The sequence below is a fragment of the Alteromonas sp. 1_MG-2023 genome (genome assembly GCF_030547075.1).
Taxonomy (GTDB): Bacteria; Pseudomonadota; Gammaproteobacteria; order Enterobacterales; family Alteromonadaceae; genus Alteromonas.
The window spans coordinates 74,669-92,420 of sequence record NZ_JAUOQH010000009.1; the positions used below are offsets into that span (position 1 = coordinate 74,669).

The following is a 17,752-nucleotide window of genomic DNA, read 5'->3' on the forward strand; positions in this document are numbered from 1 at the left end:
AGTGGTTAACCAACAGTAAAGCTGAAGGTTACCGCTTAAATGTGTAGATCCAGTGCAGGTTCAATGAGTCTTCGATGAAGATTTACTAAAGCCTATTGTACTTTGTAGCCAATTCCATAAACGGCATGAATAGGGCTAGTGTGCTCAGGGGCCATTAACTTCTGGCGTAAGTTTTTCATATGACTGTCTATGGTGCGGTTACTCACCACGCGACCATCTTCGTAAGCGAGCTCCATAAGTTGGTCTCGGGAATAAACTACCCCAGGTTTTGTCATCATGGTTTTTAATAAACGAAATTCAACAGGGGTAAGCTCTATAGTCTTGCCATCAACTGCACATTCAAACCGCGACATATCTAATTCAATATGGCGAAATTCCAGCTTATCTGTTGATGCGTCGGAACTGATTTGTTGCGTACTACGGCGTAACACAGCTTGAATTCGGGCGACCACTTCACGGGCAGAAAAAGGTTTACAGACATAATCATCTGCGCCAGCCTCAAGCCCAATAAGCCGGTCTATTTCGTCGACTCTGGCCGTTAGCATGATAATGGGCACCATGGAAAAACGCCGTAAGGATTTACAAATGGTAAGCCCATCCATGCCGGGTAACATTCTGTCTAAAATTATCGCTGCAGGGGCTTCTTTTTTCACTGTGTCAACCACATGAGTCCCTTCATTCAATACGGTAGATGTGAACCCTTCTAATGCAAGAAACTCAACTAAGATTTGAGCAATCTTATCTTCATCTTCTACAATGAGTACGTGTTTCTGGGTTGTCATCAATTTTTTTCCGTATTGAAATTTTTAGGTAACTCGGCCGTAATGTTAACTCCGCCGAGGGATGAAGCTGATGCGCGAATAGTACCGCCATGCGCCTCTACAATTTGCTTGCTAATAGATAAGCCTAATCCAGCGCCTTGAGTGCGCCTTTTACGTGAGGCATCTTCTCTAAACAAAGGTTCAAATAACACTGCTGCATTTCCTTGCGCAATACTTGGGGCCGAGTCTTGGACGATGATGGAAACATGGGAAGATTGTTCAGTTACCAATAACTCTACTGTGCCAGGCACATCAGTATACTCACAGGCATTGACTAGTAGGTTCAGCATCAACTGCTTTAATCGCTGGTGGTCCGCATTTATGGTTATGTCAGACGGGCATGAAAAACGAAAGGATAATCCCTTTGTCTCGAAAATATGCGTAAGGCTTTCACTTTGCTTTAAAATGAGAAGACTTAAATCTACCGGTGAAAAATGGTACGAAAGCCCGCCAATATCAGACAGTGATAATTGATATAAATCTTCAACAAGCAGAGATAATCTAGACACTTCTTGGTCGAATGACGCCAATTGTTTTTGATCTAAAGGACGTATTCCGGCCTTTATTAGTTCTATTTCCCCCGACAAAATTGTGAGTGGAGTTCTTAGTTCATGAGATATATCAGCAAGCCACTGGCTTTTAGTGTTCTTGTGAGCTTCAAGAGTATTACCTAGCGTATTGATATGTCGCATAAGTTCACCAAACTCATCGGGGCGATCCTCTGGTAAATTGGTTTTGTACTGATGGGCGGTAAGCCCTTTAACGCTTTGTAGAATAGCCTTGAAAGGGTTAAGCATGCGAGGCGTTACACCAAGCGCCAGTATAAGTGAGCCGATAAGCGATACTAAGCCAATAAAAATGATGGCATGCAGTTGTTGCGCTGAAAAAGCGCGGGCCACATCTGAATCAGGGGTTTTAGGCGGATAACTGGTTAAGCGGCCTATTAACTCACCGTTAATTTCAAGTTTCACCATAACTTGGTTGCGTTCGTTTTCGTCCTCTTTAGATACACGCCCTGAAATTACCTCTCCCGACGCATCCATCAGTAAGGTGGGCGGGCCAAATGATACGTCTTCAATTAGACGTCGTGGGGGAGGAAAATTTCCTGGGCGAGGTCGCATGCCGGGGCGAGGAGGGGGCATGCCATCCGGCGCTACGCGCTGTATCCTATCAATATCCGTTTCAATGCCATCCCACGAATTATTGTTGTTGCGGTATTCAGCAATGAGTACGCGACTTAAGCTTCTTAAGCGTTCACGTTCTTGATTTTGGATAAATTCGTTAAAGCCTTGTTCAAAGCTCCAGCGTGCAAGTGCGAGTGAAAGCAACAAAGATACACAGGTAAAGCCAACAAGAATAACAAGCAATTTATGGGATAGTTTCATGCATAGAGTATATCTATGCTTGCCCCTTGCTAACAATCGTTTCTGGATTTATTCCGCTACTTCTACATACTTACTACACTAAATCTGCACAATTAACGCGTATGCTTAATGTGAGTTAGTTAATCTTCTTAGGAATATTCATGAAATTGTTAAAGTTTGTACTCGTTGCCACGTTAATCACAGGAAGTCTTAGTGCATTCGCTCAACAGGGTCGTCCGAATGGTCCACCTCCAGAAGCTATTGAAGCATGTGATGGAAAATCTGAAGGGGATACAGTCTCTTTTGAAACGCGTCGCGGAGACAGCGTTGAAGGTACGTGTGAAATGGTTGAAGAGCAATTAGTTGCGGTTCCTGCAAACCATCGCGAACAGCGTTAATCCCTCGCGCTAGCCATATCAATTCCCCTCAGAGCATGAAAGCTGACAGTGTATAATTACACCGTCAGTTTTTGCTTTCTTATTACAGATCGCTCTAACAAAAAAACATCAAATATGTCATAATGGCGCTTCAATAAACTGAGTGTTAACAGCGCGACCTATTATTAGGTTTTTCCCTTGCGCATCAGTTTAGAACATCTAATGGAAGGCCTAGTATGCAATACAGTGACGAGCGCCTTAACGAGCTAGTAAACGCAAGAAATACAGAAGTTCCCGATGTATTCAGCATCCAGTGCGACGGTATCGATCTTTATGTTCACGTTAGCCCTTATGTCTGGATCCGGCCATGGGAAGGTCGTGACCATACGGCATTTTCAGTGAGCCTAGCACCAGGGTGCCCTAATGCATGTCGTTTATTTGGTAAAATTGACGTTCCCTATCTAGATATCACCCTTGAGGCGCTGAAAAAAGCTGCCATCGACAGGGTAACCGAGGCCGGAATTTCATTTTTAACTAAGCGCGGAGCTGGGGTTAAAAGCTTTGCCATCCACCCTCGTGGGGGATTAACGTCGGTAGATGAAAGTCGGGCATACCAAGATGCCTATGTAAACGGTTATCGATATGTAGTGCATGTTTACCAATTGCGCAGTGGTGGCCTAGGAAAACTTTTTGCTGAATGGTTCTTTTTTGGAGAACCTGAGCCATCCGTGATTTTGTCAAAGTTACGCCGACAGCAAGATAATCATGCAGATTCAATGCATTTTGAAATTTGCCAGCTTTCTACGGAACTTCCTAAGTCAGCGTAAATCTTAATTATTATAATAATTTATGGTTCACTTGTGAGCTTAATCGTATATTTGTAAAGTGAGTAAAAACAAGTGGAGAGAGTTGTGAACTCTGGATCGGTAGTTGAACTTCGCAACTATGAAAAAAGCCAATTAAAACAGGTTAGCGTTATTTCCGGTATTTCGCCTAACGCTATGCGAAGGGTTTTTGGTGGGTGGATATTATTTGCTGCATTAGTAGGAATAATTGTGTCTGTTGCACCAGATTTAGACAGCCAATTTATTGGTCTCACTTTATTTGTGTTAGTTGCCTTTACGTTAGTGATGTTTTGGCAGAGCCGAATTTCTGAAGGATGGCCGGCTATTATCTGTGATGACGATTACATTGGTGTAGTTCGCGACCCGGTATTACGAGAATATGTGTGCGTTCAAAAAAGTATTATTACTGATGCGAAACCGGCATTGATTAAACCCAATAAAAAAGCTGTTGAGATGAGTTTAGATACAAGTTTACTCACCGACAGTGATATGGCCATTTTAAAGCAAGCTGTATGGCCGCGAGAAGATAAACTCGTAGGCTTAGCGCACTTTAAGCGCCGTGAAGATGCGTGCGAAAGCGTGATGTGGTGTGTTAATCATAATACTAAAGCGGCTAAAGCCGTTTCATCGCGTCACCTCGCTACATAAAGGTAACGCGATACTCTTCATTATCTTATTAATACTAATACCGCATTAATACGACGTAAAAACCGCACTCTATAACCCAGTTTTTATTACCTTAACGCTTATATCAAGCCGCTGTTTAGCGGCTTTTTAGTGTCGGCTGTAATTTCAATCGTGTTAATAACGGGTAGTGGTCGGAGCCAATATCCGACAGCTTTCTAATGTCTTCTAACATAAAGTGGCTTGAATGAAACACATGATCTAACGGCCACTTTATAAGAGGGTAGTGGGCATGAAAGGTGTTAAAGAAGGCTCGTCCAATTCTAGGATCCAGCATGCCGCTTATTTTCTTAAATTTGCGAGTGGTAGGTGACCACGCTACATCGTTCAAGTCTCCGGCTACAATAATTGGCCCTTCTTTTTGAGATATTTCTTGTCCTACCATGGTGAGCTCAATATCCCGTGGTTTCGCCGTCTTGTTTTCAGTCGGGCTAGGCGGTTTAGGGTGTAAAAAATAGAGGGTGACATCTTGACCACCCATTTCAATCGTTACTAGCATCGAAGGTACGTCATCTTCAACCAAGTAATTTAGTGTTGCTGTCTTTAGTGGGTATTTACTATAAAGGTGCATGCCATATAAATTTTCCAATGGGCAATGCTGTTGATGAGGGTGAGTTTCATTCAGCGCAGAAAGGGCTATTTCCCAACGTTTGTTCGATTCTAAGGTAACCACAAAATCGGGATCGGCATCGCGTACATGGGTTAACAACTTGTCATAATCTTCATTTGGCATGAATACATTGCTAGATAAAATACTGATGCTCTCTCCCTCATCTTTATCAGATGCTCTCACCACTTCCTTTTTGTAAAACAAGGTATAAGGCAATATCCAAATGGCTTGATACACAGCAGATGCGACTAATGCTAAATAGAGTAACGCAGTAAAAATTAGCCCAGAGTTGGACAAATCGGTTGGGTACATTACGCACCGTACAACTAACGTAATAACCATTAACCCTAATAGTTGTAAGCGTGGAAACTCCCATACCCGAACAAGCCAGTGTTTAGAGGGAAGTGACGGGGCTAATGTGGCGGCTATAAGCAATATCGCCACAGTGTTAAGTAATATATTCATTGTCGTTCCTGACTAAAATTTATCGAATTACTTTCATTTGTCTTCGCTAATCGAGCCCTTGCAGGGCTTCTATTAAATAGCGCTCATAGGAGACTATCTATAGAAAAGTACTCATAAAGAACACCCGCGAGACAAATACGTCTAATGCGTTGTGAACGTGCTTTTATCAACATTTATTGGTTCAAAACCCGTTACTTGTTTGAAAATCATTCAATAATTGTTCCGCTTGGGCATTTAGTAGGTAAAAAATTCGCACAGAACGAAAAGTTTGCAGAAATGTTAATGAAATAAGATACTTGAGAATTAATATTTCGCAATTAAAATCAATCACTTGCTGTGTTGGCTTGAGTTTCGCATTAGTTATTATGAGTTTCGACAAAGGAGAACTGTTATGAAACGCACAATACTTTCCATACTTGTAGCAACCTCGATGACAACCGCAGCATTTGCTGGTGACATGGAGACCGATAACAAATGGGAAAAAGGCGCTAAGGATGCGTGGATAGATGGAAAAGCAGAAGCAACTCTACTATTCAACGGCAACCTTGATTCATTCGATATCAATACAGATGTAGACAACGGCAACGTTGTGTTAACAGGTAAAGTAGACCACTCTGTCGATAAAAAGCTAGCTGAAGAGTTAGTGGCAAATATCGATGGTGTGATATCAGTAGACAACCAGCTTACTGTGATTGAAAAGAAAGATATGGATAATATGACTAGCGATATGTCTGATGACGCCGACGAGGAGTCTGACAAGCAAGTCGGTACACTAACTGATGCTAAAATCGCTACCGTCATTAAGACCCGTCTATTAATGGACTCTGACATCTCTGGTTTCGATATTGATGTAGATGTTCAGGAAGGTAATGTTACTTTAACTGGTAACGTTGATTCTGATGCCGAGCGCCAATTGGCCATCGAGATTGCCAAAAACGCATCTGATGTAAAACATGTTGAAGATAATTTGCAAATAATTACAGAAACTGCAATGAAATAGGTAGTAATTATCGCATTTGAAAAGGGGCCCTATGGGCCCCTTTTTTGCGTAAAATGTAACCGTAAAAGCGAGGTGGAATAGCAACTAACGCGCTGTATTAACTAAAAATAGTAGTTTTAGCAACTTAGGTTAATATCCCGTTTTTTCGCAGCAACATGTAGAATTTTCTCATCAACTTACAACTTTTGTCTTACAACCTTTGTCGTGTTTTCATCCAATCCATTGCTACGTATACTCTCCACCGTAATTGAACAGCCGTACAAAACCTGGAACACAATGTGCAATCTAAGGTAAAGGTTAGCGTCACTCTGAATCAACGGCAGTAGGAACAGACGTCGCTTACTGAAGAATGTGCAGGATTAGTTTTTATAAAGGAATTAGATGATGAAAATGTTAAGTTGGTTAGTATCAGGTGTTTTGATTTCTCTGCTGATAGTTGTTGCTGGTGTTTTAACGAACAACTCGGGTTACGTGGCTAAAGCTAACGCTGATGATTCAGATAAAGCTCACCACGCTACAATCGTTAAAATAGAGCGCATACTATCTCAAACCGATTTCGATGTGTCACAAAAGCGTGATTTGTTGCGTAAAACTCGTATCGAGTTTTATCTCGCTGAAGCTAAACAAGCTGACTTACGTAATTGGACATTTAAGCGCGACGATTTAGTTGATCGTGCTAAAAGCATTCTTATTCATCATCAATCACAATTTAATGCAGACGCGACTGAGTTCGTGAGCATTTAAGCTCGCTGGATTAGCGCTTGAAGTAGGTTAACTATGTGGCTTTTCAAGAGCAAACAGAGTCTGTGTAAATGTGATTAAAGGAAAATATAGCCAGCATAAGCGCCGTCAATGCATCTAATGCGCTATGCGAAAGCTAAAAGGGCTAACACCGAAGCGTCAACCAGCACCGAAGCGTCAACTAGGCAGCCTTAGCCATTACAGCTTGCGTAGGTTAAGCAATAGGTGTTAACGCAACGCAAGTCGGTAAGATGAGGCTCAGTTGTCATCTAAGCCCTGTTAAGGCTATAGGCCTCTTTGTGTTTCTAAGTAAGTCGCAAAACTTCCCAACCAATGACTCCCCATATAGTGCATATCATGAATAACGGAATTCACTCCCGCTGTTTTATGCGAAATTGCGGCGTGGTTAATAGCAAGGCTGCGCTTATCGCTTTTAGGAAGCGCTGAGGCAATGCCTTCAAGCATCCATGCTCGGCTTAAATTTAAACCATCTAAATGCGCAAGTTTGCCATCGCTCTTGTCCACAACCGATGCCACGGTTAGCCAAGAACCATCTCCATCGGTCGGGATACTAGGTAAAAATGCAGATAGCCAGCTCGCAAATTGTTTAGGCGCTAACACTCGGCGCATTAAATCCGCCTCAGCAATACACGGTGATAAGAAATCTTGACCCGAAGGTTCATAGGCTAGCGGGCAATTAACATCGTCTGAATATAAACGGGTAATTGTGTCCGTCAGTAAGGTTTCAAATGTTTCATCACCTGCGGTTTGGCTCCAATCCAACATAAGGCCAAATGCGAACGCGGTTTGGCTATGTTCGCCAACACGGATAGGAAAAGATAATTTAGGTAGCCAGTCAGACACGTTGGCCACTATTTTTTCTTCTAAGGGTAATAGAATGGCTAACCACTTCTTAGCGTCAGGTGAGTTCCACTCACGAAGTTCGCTGGTTAATTGTAAGAACCAAGCAAGTCCATAGGGGCGTTCAAAGCTAGTACCTGTGCCTTCACGATTAAAATAGGCCAGTTCACCCGCAATGTTCTCTTCAGTGAAACTAACATCTAGGCTATTCATAATGTCTTGGTAATGGGGTACTTGCGGGTATTGGCTTGCTATACGCGTTAGCAGCCAATGACCGTGTACAGACGAGTGCCAGTCGAAGCAGCCGTAAAAAGCAGGGTACAGTTGCTTAGGGGGCTTCACATGTTCTTCTCCCGTCATCATATGCTTTACAATATTCGGGTACTCTTTGTGAACGCATGCAAGCGCTAATTCAGCAAAGCGGTCTATGACTTGCCTCTCTCCAGGTAGATCAGCAGCAAGATCGCTTGGTAAAGCACTAGGCAAATCACTAGTAGCCCCCTTACTATTCTCAGCATTCGCCAGCAATGGAAAAGAAGCGAGAGAGAGCACAGTGAACAGCACCGTTACTGGCTTAGTTATTAGCCCAGTCGACAAATTAGATAGCATGATCAATTTCATAAAATAAATGCCAATTTTTGATAAGAAAGAAAATCGCCGAGTTATATATACCAAAACGGATTAGCACTCGGCAGTTCATTATGGGTTAGGCCGACTAAACTGAGGGCGATTAGCGCTAACAGAATATACAGGCCAAACGATGTGTTTACTCAGCGCCACTTGACGTTTTGTTTACAGTTGCGCTCGCGGTTTTTAATGATGAAATATAAGCTTCGACAACGGCTTTAACAAACACTTGGCAGGCTTCTGCAGTATTCGGGTTGTACTCACCATTATTGGTAATATTGTTAGATAAAATACGAATGCCAAGAAAAGGTACGCCATAAGCGTGTGCCATTTGGGCCGCTGCCGCAGACTCCATTTCTTCTACACTAGTCCCCAAATTTTTATGCAACCACGCAATGCGGTCAATTTCATTATTCCAAAAGTTACCACTGCCGATGGTACCTTTTACCACATTTCCGCTTTTATGTTCTTTGCTCAGTGACATGGCAAGCGTCAGCAAGGTTTCGTCACCGGCATAAAAACGAATTTTTTCAGCATCTGCGGCACTGTCACCTTCACCCGCACTGCCTTCGGAAGCCATTATATCCATAGGGATCCAATCAAGTGGATTAGACCCTTCGCCCGCACTTAACTTGGGCGTTTTAAAGTTACTCGCGTTTACGCTTTTTTCACCCAATACAATATCGCCAACATGAAGGGCGGGGTCGTGTCCCCCTGATGTCCCTTGATTGATTATCATTCGAGGTTGATATCGGGCAATGCCAATGGCCGTTGCAGCGGCGGTGTTTTCTAGTCCTTTACCGGTTTTCGCCACTACCATGGGGTAACCATTTAATTCACCCAAATAGAAAGTGGCATTACCAGAATGCTCAACACGAACATCGGTTAATAAAGAGGCAAAGTATTCAGCTTCTATCGGCATGGGCCCTTGAATCATGATGGGCGCCAAAGGAGCAGTAGAAGCGCTAACGGTCACGCTCTTCATAGTAGATTCAGCCATACTGTTAAAACAAAGCAGCGCAAAAAGCGCGGAAAAAAGTGGAATTGCTATTTTCATTATTATTCCGTCGATTGGAGGAGTTATAGGTGATACATAGTAACTTGAACGCTATTCTTTTCTATCAGTTCAATGGGGAAATTACAATGCGAGTAGGTGGTAGGCATGGGTAAATCTCGCATTTAAAAAAGCAATAAAAAAGGCAATAAAAAAGGCAGCCATCGGCTGCCTTAATATGAAAAAGGAGGGAATTCCCGCTTATTCTACATCTACAATTTTAAGTGTATTGGTTGCGCCAATTTTTTCCATTTCATCGCCGTAGGTCAAAATGATGCTATCGCCGCTTTGCACTAAGCCTTTTTCTTTTAGTGCAGCCACTACGTCATATTTCAACTTACCAGGTTCGCTTTTCGATGAATCGAAATAAACCGGCTTAACACCACGGAACAATGCCATAGTATTCAGAGTGCCTTCATGACGAGACATCGCGATGATAGGTAACGAAGTAGTAATACGCGACATCAATTTAGGCGTGTTACCGCTTTCAGTTAATCCTACAATCGCTTTTACGCTAGGTAGGTGGTTCGCTGCGTATACTGCTGACAACGCAATTGATTCGCTGGTAGATGAGAAAAGCTCATCCATGCGGTGCTTTGAAATTTTAACGCTAGGGTGCGTCTCAGCACCTTCACATACGCGCGCCATCGCTTGAACAGTTTCAATTGGGAAGCTGCCTGCCGCTGTTTCAGCAGAAAGCATAACCGCATCTGTGCCATCAAGTACCGCGTTAGCAACGTCCATAACCTCTGCGCGCGTAGGCATAGGGCTATCAATCATCGACTCCATCATCTGGGTCGCAGTGATAACTATTTTGTTCAGTTGGCGCGAACGTGCAATAAGCTTTTTCTGAACACCGACGAGCTCGGCATCACCAATTTCAACACCTAAATCACCACGGGCAACCATTACCGCGTCTGAAGCGCTGATAATGTCAGTAATAGCTTCATCAGTGGCTACGGTTTCTGCGCGCTCAACCTTGGCACAGATTTTTGCAAAGCAACCCGCTTCTTCAGCTAACTTTCTTGCGTAATTAAGATCTTCACCACTTCGAGGGAATGAAACTGCAAGGTAATCAACGCCAATCTCTGCAGCAGTGATGATGTCTTTCTTATCTTTTTCAGTAAGGGCTTCAGCAGATAGACCACCGCCTTGACGGTTAATGCCTTTATTGTTTGATAGTTTGCCGCCAACAGTTACTTCTGTTAGTACTTTGCGACCTTCTACGCCAGTAACTTTTAGCTGAATACGGCCGTCATCAAGTAACAAAATGTCGCCAGCACTTACATCATCTGGGAGGGCTTTGTAATCTATACCAACTTGCTTAGCATCGCCGGCATCGCGGTCTAGTTCAGCATCAAGTGTAAAGCTATCGCCAATAGACAATTTAACCGCGCCTTCAGCAAAACGGGCAACACGAATTTTTGGACCTTGCAAATCACCTAAAATAGCAACGTACTTACCTAAGTTCTTAGCCGCTTCTCTTACACGTTTGGCACGTTCGATATGATCTTCTGCCTGTCCGTGTGAAAAGTTCATTCGAACCGTGTTTGCACCTGCGGCAATCAGTTCTTGAATTTTTTCGAGTGAATCGGTGGCAGGGCCAAGCGTAGCAAGAATTTTCGTTCTTCTGGTCATTAGGAGTCCGTCGCAATTTTTTAAGTGATGTAACACAAATAGATATATGGCTAACCTGCACATTTTGTACAAAGGTTGACCTGTAATCGCTTTACGTAATTTTATTACAGAATAGTAGATGAATCTGACATAAATGTGAATGAAAGATGAAGAATTGGGAACTGAGCCGACCAGTTGCGTCATTCATCTCAATAAAGAGTGCTAATGCCTTTCACTGCTTTTTCTGTGCTTTAATTAAACAATAGTTAAGCTTATTTCCATTTAACTAGGGTAGCAGCTATAACAAAAATATGTGGTTATTTACCGCAAAGCTAGAAAAGAGTAGAACGTAAAGGCAAGCTAGCTAAGCCCGAAGAGCTAAGCCAAAGCGGGAAGCTGAAGAAAAGTACTTACAAGAAAGAAGTTTGAGAGAAAGGAACTTAAGAGAAGAAACCTAAAGAGAAATGCTGAACGCAGTTTAACGGATAACACGCACCCGAGATAGTCATCGTGAACCATGGCGGCTCGCTAACTCGAATGCGTTAAAAAAGTGTTTATTCGTTGCGCTTTTCGTAGCGAGAACCGCGCAAGGTATCTTTTACTCGTTTTAAGTTTTCTCTGAATTTGTTACCTCTACGTAGAGTAAAGCCAGTAGCCAGCACGTCAATAAGCGTAAGCTGTGCAATACGTGATGCCATTGGCATATACATATCGGTATCTTCTGGTACCTCTAGAGACAGTACATATGTACATTCGTGAGATAGGGGGCTATCGGCTGAAGTAATACCCACCACAGTAGCATCGTTCATACGGGCAATCTGGGCAATCTCTACCAAGCTTTTGGTGCGCCCTGTATGTGAGATAAGTACAACAACATCACCGGTTGAACAGTTCATGCAACTCATGCGCTGCATTAAAATGTCTTCGAAATAGACAACGGGTACATTAAAGCGGAAAAACTTGTTTAATGCATCGTGAGCCACAGACGCTGATGCGCCAAGTCCAAAGAATGAAATTTTCTGCGCTTGAGTCAATAAATCTACAACGCGATTAACCACTTGCACGTCTACAGACTGGCGAGCAACTTCTAAAGAAGCCATGGTCGATTCGAAGATTTTGTTGGTATAATCTGCTGGCCCATCGTTTTCATCAACATGACGGTTTACGTAAGGCGTTCCATTTGCGAGACTTTGTGCTAAATGAAGTTTAAAGTCTGGAAAGCCTTTTGTATCTAAACGTCGACAAAAGCGATTAACTGTCGGCTCACTAACATCCGACATTTTAGCCAAGGTTGCTATACTCGAGTGAATAGCTGTTTGCGGATTCGCAAGAATAACATCAGCCACTTTTCGTTCTGATTTGCTGAATGACGCTTTATTTTGTGTGATTTTTTCTAATATATTCATACGGAGATAGCAATTAATAAGGGAAATTGATGTAGGTTACCCGACTCATAGTACCCAATGTGACGGAAGTGACAAGAAAAATGTAATTTTTTGACATTTTTAATCGATTAAGGGGAACAAATAGGGCTTAAGTAGGGTACTAACCCTTTAATCAGTCAAAATGAGATTCAATGGTACCCAAAAGTTGTAATTTTACTACATTTGGTGTTAACTATATGCTAATAACACGTGGATGGCGTTAGAAGATACGTCTACCTCACGTTAGTTTCACACATACATTTAAAAGGTCGACGAAAATGGTATTGGAAAATTCCTACGAACCCTGTGATTTCGTGCTATTTGGCACATTGGGTGATCTTTCACGACGCAAATTACTGCCGTCTTTATATCAGCTTGAAAAAGCAGAACTCATTCATCCAGATACAACCATTGTTGGTGTAGCCCGCCATGAAATGGAATTAGAAGATTATATCGCTGAAGTGCATACAAACTTAGTCAAGTTTGGTGATAAAGAGCTTTGTGAAAAAACGTGGGAGCGAATGAAAGCACGTCTTCATTATGCTTGTGTCGATATGAAAGATATCGGTAGCTACTGCGTTTTAGAAGATCATGTTGACCCTGCGCGCACTATGGTGTGTTATTTAGCTACACCGCCTTCTATCTATGGTGACATTTGTCGCGGTCTTCACGGCTGCAAAATTATCGATTCCAGTGTACGTGTTGTACTTGAAAAGCCGATTGGTCACGATCTTGAATCTTCAAAAGTGATTAATGAGCAGGTTGCTGAGTACTTCGACGAGAAACAAATTTATCGTATTGACCACTACTTAGGTAAAGAGACCGTACTTAACCTTGTTGCACTTCGTTTCGCCAACTCTATCTTTGCCACTAACTGGGATCACAACTGTATTGACCATGTTCAAATATCAGTAGCGGAATCAGTAGGTATTGAAGGGCGTTGGGGTTATTTTGACGATGCGGGTCAAATGCGCGACATGGTGCAAAACCATTTACTTCAAATATTAAGCTTAGTGGCCATGGAGCCACCAACGACATTAGATGCAGACAGCATTCGTGATGAAAAGCTCAAAGTACTTAAAGCACTGCGCCCGATTAATTCATCGAACATTAGCGATAGCACGGTTCGTGGTCAGTACACCGCAGGTTTTGTAAAAGGTGAAGAAGTACCAGGCTACTTGGAAGAGGAGGGTGCTAACACCCAAAGTAGAACGGAAACCTTCATTGCAATTAAAGCAGAGATTGATAACTGGCGTTGGGCGGGTGTTCCGTTCTATCTTCGTACGGGTAAACGTATGCCGTCGAAAGTCAGTGAAGTGGTTATCTACTTCAAGCGTCAGCCACACAACTTGTTTGGCGATAGCTTTAAGAACTTGCCACCGAACAAATTGGTAATTCGACTTCAACCTGATGAAGGCGTTGAAATTACTGTAATGAACAAAGTGCCGGGCTTGACCAGCTCTGGCTCTATGGATTTACAAAAATCTAAGTTGAACTTGAGCTTCTCTGAAGCCTTTGCCGACGATCGTATTCCTGATGCCTACGAAAAGCTACTTCTTGAAGTCATGCTAGGCAACCAGGCGCTGTTCGTTCGCCGTGATGAAATTGAACAAGCCTGGACATGGGTTGATTCAATTCTAGAAGCATGGAAATCGTCTAATGAACCACCAGAGCCTTATCAGGCTGGCACGTGGGGACCGGTAGATTCAATTGGCCTTTTGGCACGAGCAAATCGCAGTTGGTACGAAAGCAAAACGGTAAGGAAGAAGAAATAATATGGCTTTAACAACCCTTTCATTCGATACACCCGATGCGCTTACCTCAGCATTTGCTGAAGACTTGGTTAGCATTCTTAAAACTGGCATTAAAGCCCGCGGACGTGCTTCGCTTGTAGTAAGTGGCGGCAGAACGCCCCTTGCGCTTTTTAAGCAGTTGAGCGAAACCGACATAGAGTGGGACAAGGTAGATATTACCCTTGCTGATGAACGTTGGGTGGAAGAAGGTCATGAAGCCAGTAATACCAGTTTAGTAAAAGCGAACCTTATTCAAAATAAAGCCAGTGCAGCACATTTCGTTGAGTTAAAAAGCGATGTTGCTGACGCTAGTGAAGGCGTAAATGCTGCTGAAAAAGCGATTGCAAGTATGTCCCAGCCTTTTGATGCGCTTATTTTAGGCATGGGTGAAGACGGTCATACCGCATCGCTATTCCCCTGTTCTGAACAAGTCAATGATGGCTTGAGCATGAACAGTGGCCGCACATGTATTGCTGTACAACCTACAACTGCACCCCATCAACGTATTTCACTTACGTTGCCGGCGTTGCTAAACAGTCGACATATTTTTCTGCATTTAACCGGTGATAAGAAAAAGCAGGTACTGCTTGATGCACTGGACAATGCTACCGAAGCGCAAAAGCCCATCACGGCCGTGGTAAACAGAGCCCCGGTAACCTTGATGTGGGCGCCATAGGAGACAATGATGGATTCAAGAATTGTAGAAGTTACGCAGCGTATCATAGAGCGTAGCAAAGATAGCCGTAAGGCATACTTAGAAAAAATTGAACACGCACGCCGCCAAGGTCCTCACCGCGGTGTGCTGTCGTGCGGAAACCTAGCGCACGGTTTTGCAGCGTGTGGAACAGAAGATAAATCTGATCTACGTTCGATGACGAAAGCAAACGTAGCAATTATATCTGCGTACAACGACATGCTTTCGGCGCACCAACCTTACGAAACGTATCCCGCGATTATTCGCGATGCTGTGAAAAGTGTAGGTAGTGTGGCGCAGTTTGCTGGCGGTGTTCCCGCTATGTGTGACGGTGTTACTCAGGGTCAAACCGGTATGGATTTGAGCTTAATGAGCCGTGACAACATTGCTCAAGGTGCTGCTATTGCGCTTTCGCACAACATGTTCGACTCAACCCTAATGCTAGGTATTTGTGATAAAATCGTACCTGGATTATTAATGGGTGCGTTAAGCTTTGGTCACTTACCGACAGTATTTGTGCCAGCCGGCCCTATGCCTTCAGGTTTACCGAATAAAGAAAAAGCCCGTGTTCGTCAGGAATACGCAGAAGGTAAAGTAGGCCGTGATGCGCTACTTGAAGCTGAATCTCAGTCTTATCACTCTGCGGGTACATGTACTTTCTACGGTACCGCAAACTCTAACCAATTAGTGGTTGAAATGATGGGCCTTCATTTACCAGGCTCTTCGTTTGTAAACCCAGGTACAGAGCTTCGTGATGCCCTAACAAAAGCGGCTTCAATTCAAGCGACACGTATTACTGACTTAGGCGATACATACCGTCCAATCGGTAATATTGTTGATGCTAAAGCCATTGTAAACGGCTTAGTTGGCTTGTTAGCAACTGGCGGTTCTACAAACCACACTATGCATTTAATTGCAGTGGCGCGCGCTGCTGGTTACATTGTGAACTGGGATGATTTTACTGATATCTCAAACGCAGTACCACTTATCACTCGCATATACCCTAATGGCTCAGCTGATATTAACCATTTTGTAGCGGCTGGCGGTATGTCTTTGCTGATTAAGCAACTGCTAGACGCTGGATTACTCCACAACGACGTAAATACCATTTGTGGCGAAGGACTAGATTTCTACACCAAAGAGCCAATGTTGAAAGACGGTGAGCTTGAATGGCGTGATGGTCCTACAGAGTCATTAGATAAAGAAGTACTTTCTACTGTTGAAGCGCCATTCAAAGCGGATGGTGGTTTGAGTGTTCTTGAGGGTAACTTAGGGCGTGGTGTTATAAAAACGTCAGCGCTACCTACTCCGCATTGTAATATCAAAGCGCCTGCTGTGGTGTTTGAAGATCAATTCGACTTAGACGCTGCGTTTAAAGCCGGCGATCTTGATAAAGATTGTATTGTTGTGGTGAGATTCCAAGGCCCAGCGGCCATCGGTATGCCTGAGCTTCATCGCTTAACGCCTCCTCTAGGTGTACTACAAGATAAAGGCTTTAAGGTTGCGTTAGTGACCGACGGACGTATGTCTGGCGCATCAGGTAAGGTTCCAGCTGCTATCCACGTGACTCCAGAAGCCTACAAAGGCGGTTTACTTGCCAAAGTAGTAGCTGGTGACATGATTGAGCTAAACACCGAAACAGGTGCTATTACCTTGCATGTTGATGAAGCAACATTAGCAGCCCGTGAACCTGCACCAGCTAACATTGGACATCACCATATTGGTATGGGACGTGAAATGTTTGGTGGCATGCGTGCTATTGTTACCGGCGCTGAAGAAGGCGCATGTTCATTGTTTTATACGCAGGAGCAGGCGCTATGAGCCAGAAGTTTGTGGCCGATGTAGGGGGCACTAACATTCGCGTAGCTCGGGTTACCGAAACAGGCGTAACCGATATAAAGAAATACATGTGTAATGATTTTGCCAGTATCGACTTGGCAATTTCACAGTATTTTACTGATATGCCTGAGTACCAATTCACCGAAGGGTGTATTGGTATTGCGTGCCCAGTATTGGGCGACCAAGTGGTGATGACTAACCATAGTTGGGCGTTTTCGCAAAATGCATTGCGCGCACAGCTAAAGTTAGACTCGTTATTTGTAATCAATGACTTTACTGCAGTAGCACACTCTTTACCTGTATTGAACGCAGATCAAGTGGTTCAAGTTGGTGAAGGTACGGCGAAAGCCGGCGGTAATATTGCGGTATTTGGCCCAGGTACTGGGCTGGGCGTAGAGCATATCACGATGACCTCTACTGGCTGGCAAACGCTAGACGGTGAGGGCGGTCACATTGACTTCGCACCGGTAGATGAAACTGACGTAATAGTATGGCGTCATCTGCAAAAAAGTTTTGGCCGTGCGTCAGCAGAAGAAGTTATGTCGGGCAGGGGATTACATAATATCTACACTGCATTGGCAGAAGATGCTGGCAAAAAGGTTGCGTTCTCAGAGCCTGCCCAAATTACCGATGCCGCATTAGCGGGTACCTGTGATATTGCCGCCGCAACGCTAACCCAGTTCTGCAGAATTATGGGTAGCTTTGCCGGTAATTTAGCCTTGAATATGGCAACAACGGGCGGCGTTTTTATTGGCGGTGGCATTGCAAACCGTTTTCCTGAATTCATTCAAAATAGTGACTTTAGAGCTCGTTTCGAAGCGAAGGGGCAAATGAAGCATTACGTGAAAGATATTCCTACCTACTTGATAGCAGAGCCTGATCATGGCTTATTAGGTGCCGCTGCTTATCTTCAACAACATACTGCGAGCTGATTTT

The 17,752-nt window shown here is 43.5% G+C and carries 16 protein-coding genes; 9 read left to right on the plus strand and 7 right to left on the minus strand.

Features of this window, described 5'->3' with window-relative positions; translation table 11 throughout:
* Positions 1–92: 92 nt before the first annotated feature.
* Positions 93–782, minus strand: coding sequence for a response regulator (locus Q4561_RS11215; protein WP_303460362.1), 690 nt, complete (start codon positions 780–782; stop codon positions 93–95).
* Positions 782–2,206, minus strand: a complete 1,425-nt coding sequence (locus Q4561_RS11220; protein ID WP_303460365.1) for an ATP-binding protein — start codon at positions 2,204–2,206, stop codon at positions 782–784. Before Q4561_RS11220 ends, Q4561_RS11215 begins: the two co-directional genes overlap by 1 nt.
* A gap of 140 nt (positions 2,207–2,346) precedes the next feature.
* Between Q4561_RS11220 and Q4561_RS11225 the strand changes: the two genes are divergently transcribed.
* The 3 genes from Q4561_RS11225 to Q4561_RS11235 all read left to right on the plus strand — a co-directional run bounded on the left by Q4561_RS11225 (position 2,347) and on the right by Q4561_RS11235 (position 4,055).
* Entirely contained in the window at positions 2,347–2,583 is a 237-nt protein-coding gene (locus Q4561_RS11225) for a hypothetical protein (RefSeq protein ID WP_303460367.1), read from the plus strand.
* Positions 2,584–2,798: 215 nt separating this feature from the next.
* Complete coding sequence (locus Q4561_RS11230; RefSeq protein WP_303460369.1) at positions 2,799–3,389, plus strand: hypothetical protein; 591 nt, start codon at positions 2,799–2,801, stop codon at positions 3,387–3,389.
* Between the two features lie 84 nt (positions 3,390–3,473).
* On the plus strand, positions 3,474–4,055 hold the full coding sequence (locus tag Q4561_RS11235; RefSeq protein ID WP_303460371.1) for a hypothetical protein: 582 nt from the start codon (positions 3,474–3,476) through the stop codon (positions 4,053–4,055).
* 115 nt (positions 4,056–4,170) lie between these two features.
* Here the strand turns inward: Q4561_RS11235 and Q4561_RS11240 are convergent, their stop codons facing one another.
* Positions 4,171–5,166: an endonuclease/exonuclease/phosphatase family protein gene (locus Q4561_RS11240; protein ID WP_303460372.1), complete on the minus strand. Its 996-nt coding sequence runs from the start codon at positions 5,164–5,166 to the stop codon at positions 4,171–4,173.
* Positions 5,167–5,557: 391 nt separating this feature from the next.
* Between Q4561_RS11240 and Q4561_RS11245 the strand changes: the two genes are divergently transcribed.
* Positions 5,558–6,166: a BON domain-containing protein gene (locus tag Q4561_RS11245; RefSeq protein WP_303460373.1), complete on the plus strand. Its 609-nt coding sequence runs from the start codon at positions 5,558–5,560 to the stop codon at positions 6,164–6,166.
* A 381-nt stretch (positions 6,167–6,547) separates the two neighbouring features.
* Entirely contained in the window at positions 6,548–6,910 is a 363-nt protein-coding gene (locus Q4561_RS11250) for a hypothetical protein (protein ID WP_303460375.1), read from the plus strand.
* Positions 6,911–7,192: 282 nt separating this feature from the next.
* Here the strand turns inward: Q4561_RS11250 and Q4561_RS11255 are convergent, their stop codons facing one another.
* The 4 genes from Q4561_RS11255 to Q4561_RS11270 all read right to left on the minus strand — a co-directional run bounded on the left by Q4561_RS11255 (position 7,193) and on the right by Q4561_RS11270 (position 12,472).
* Positions 7,193–8,389, minus strand: a complete 1,197-nt coding sequence (locus tag Q4561_RS11255; protein WP_303460377.1) for a DUF2891 domain-containing protein — start codon at positions 8,387–8,389, stop codon at positions 7,193–7,195.
* Between the two features lie 145 nt (positions 8,390–8,534).
* A complete protein-coding gene (locus tag Q4561_RS11260) occupies positions 8,535–9,452 on the minus strand; it encodes a 5'-methylthioadenosine/S-adenosylhomocysteine nucleosidase (RefSeq protein WP_303460379.1) in 918 nt (305 codons plus the stop codon).
* Between the two features lie 198 nt (positions 9,453–9,650).
* Positions 9,651–11,087: a pyruvate kinase gene (gene pyk, locus Q4561_RS11265; protein ID WP_303460382.1), complete on the minus strand. Its 1,437-nt coding sequence runs from the start codon at positions 11,085–11,087 to the stop codon at positions 9,651–9,653.
* A gap of 533 nt (positions 11,088–11,620) precedes the next feature.
* Entirely contained in the window at positions 11,621–12,472 is an 852-nt protein-coding gene (locus Q4561_RS11270) for a MurR/RpiR family transcriptional regulator (RefSeq protein WP_057791191.1), read from the minus strand.
* 296 nt (positions 12,473–12,768) lie between these two features.
* Here Q4561_RS11270 and zwf point away from each other — a divergent pair, with 296 nt between their 5' ends.
* The 4 genes from zwf to Q4561_RS11290 are packed head-to-tail and all read left to right on the plus strand — an operon-like array spanning position 12,769 to position 17,748.
* Entirely contained in the window at positions 12,769–14,265 is a 1,497-nt protein-coding gene (gene zwf / locus Q4561_RS11275) for a glucose-6-phosphate dehydrogenase (RefSeq protein ID WP_303460384.1), read from the plus strand.
* A gap of 1 nt (position 14,266) precedes the next feature.
* The gene (gene pgl / locus Q4561_RS11280) at positions 14,267–14,959 is read left to right on the plus strand and encodes a 6-phosphogluconolactonase (protein WP_303460386.1); all 693 of its coding nucleotides are present in this window, start codon (positions 14,267–14,269) and stop codon (positions 14,957–14,959) included.
* Positions 14,960–14,968: 9 nt separating this feature from the next.
* The gene (gene edd / locus Q4561_RS11285; protein ID WP_303460389.1) at positions 14,969–16,798 is read left to right on the plus strand and encodes a phosphogluconate dehydratase; all 1,830 of its coding nucleotides are present in this window, start codon (positions 14,969–14,971) and stop codon (positions 16,796–16,798) included.
* A complete protein-coding gene (locus Q4561_RS11290; protein WP_303460392.1) occupies positions 16,795–17,748 on the plus strand; it encodes a glucokinase in 954 nt (317 codons plus the stop codon). Before edd ends, Q4561_RS11290 begins: the two co-directional genes overlap by 4 nt.
* The last annotated feature ends 4 nt before the right edge of the window (positions 17,749–17,752 follow it).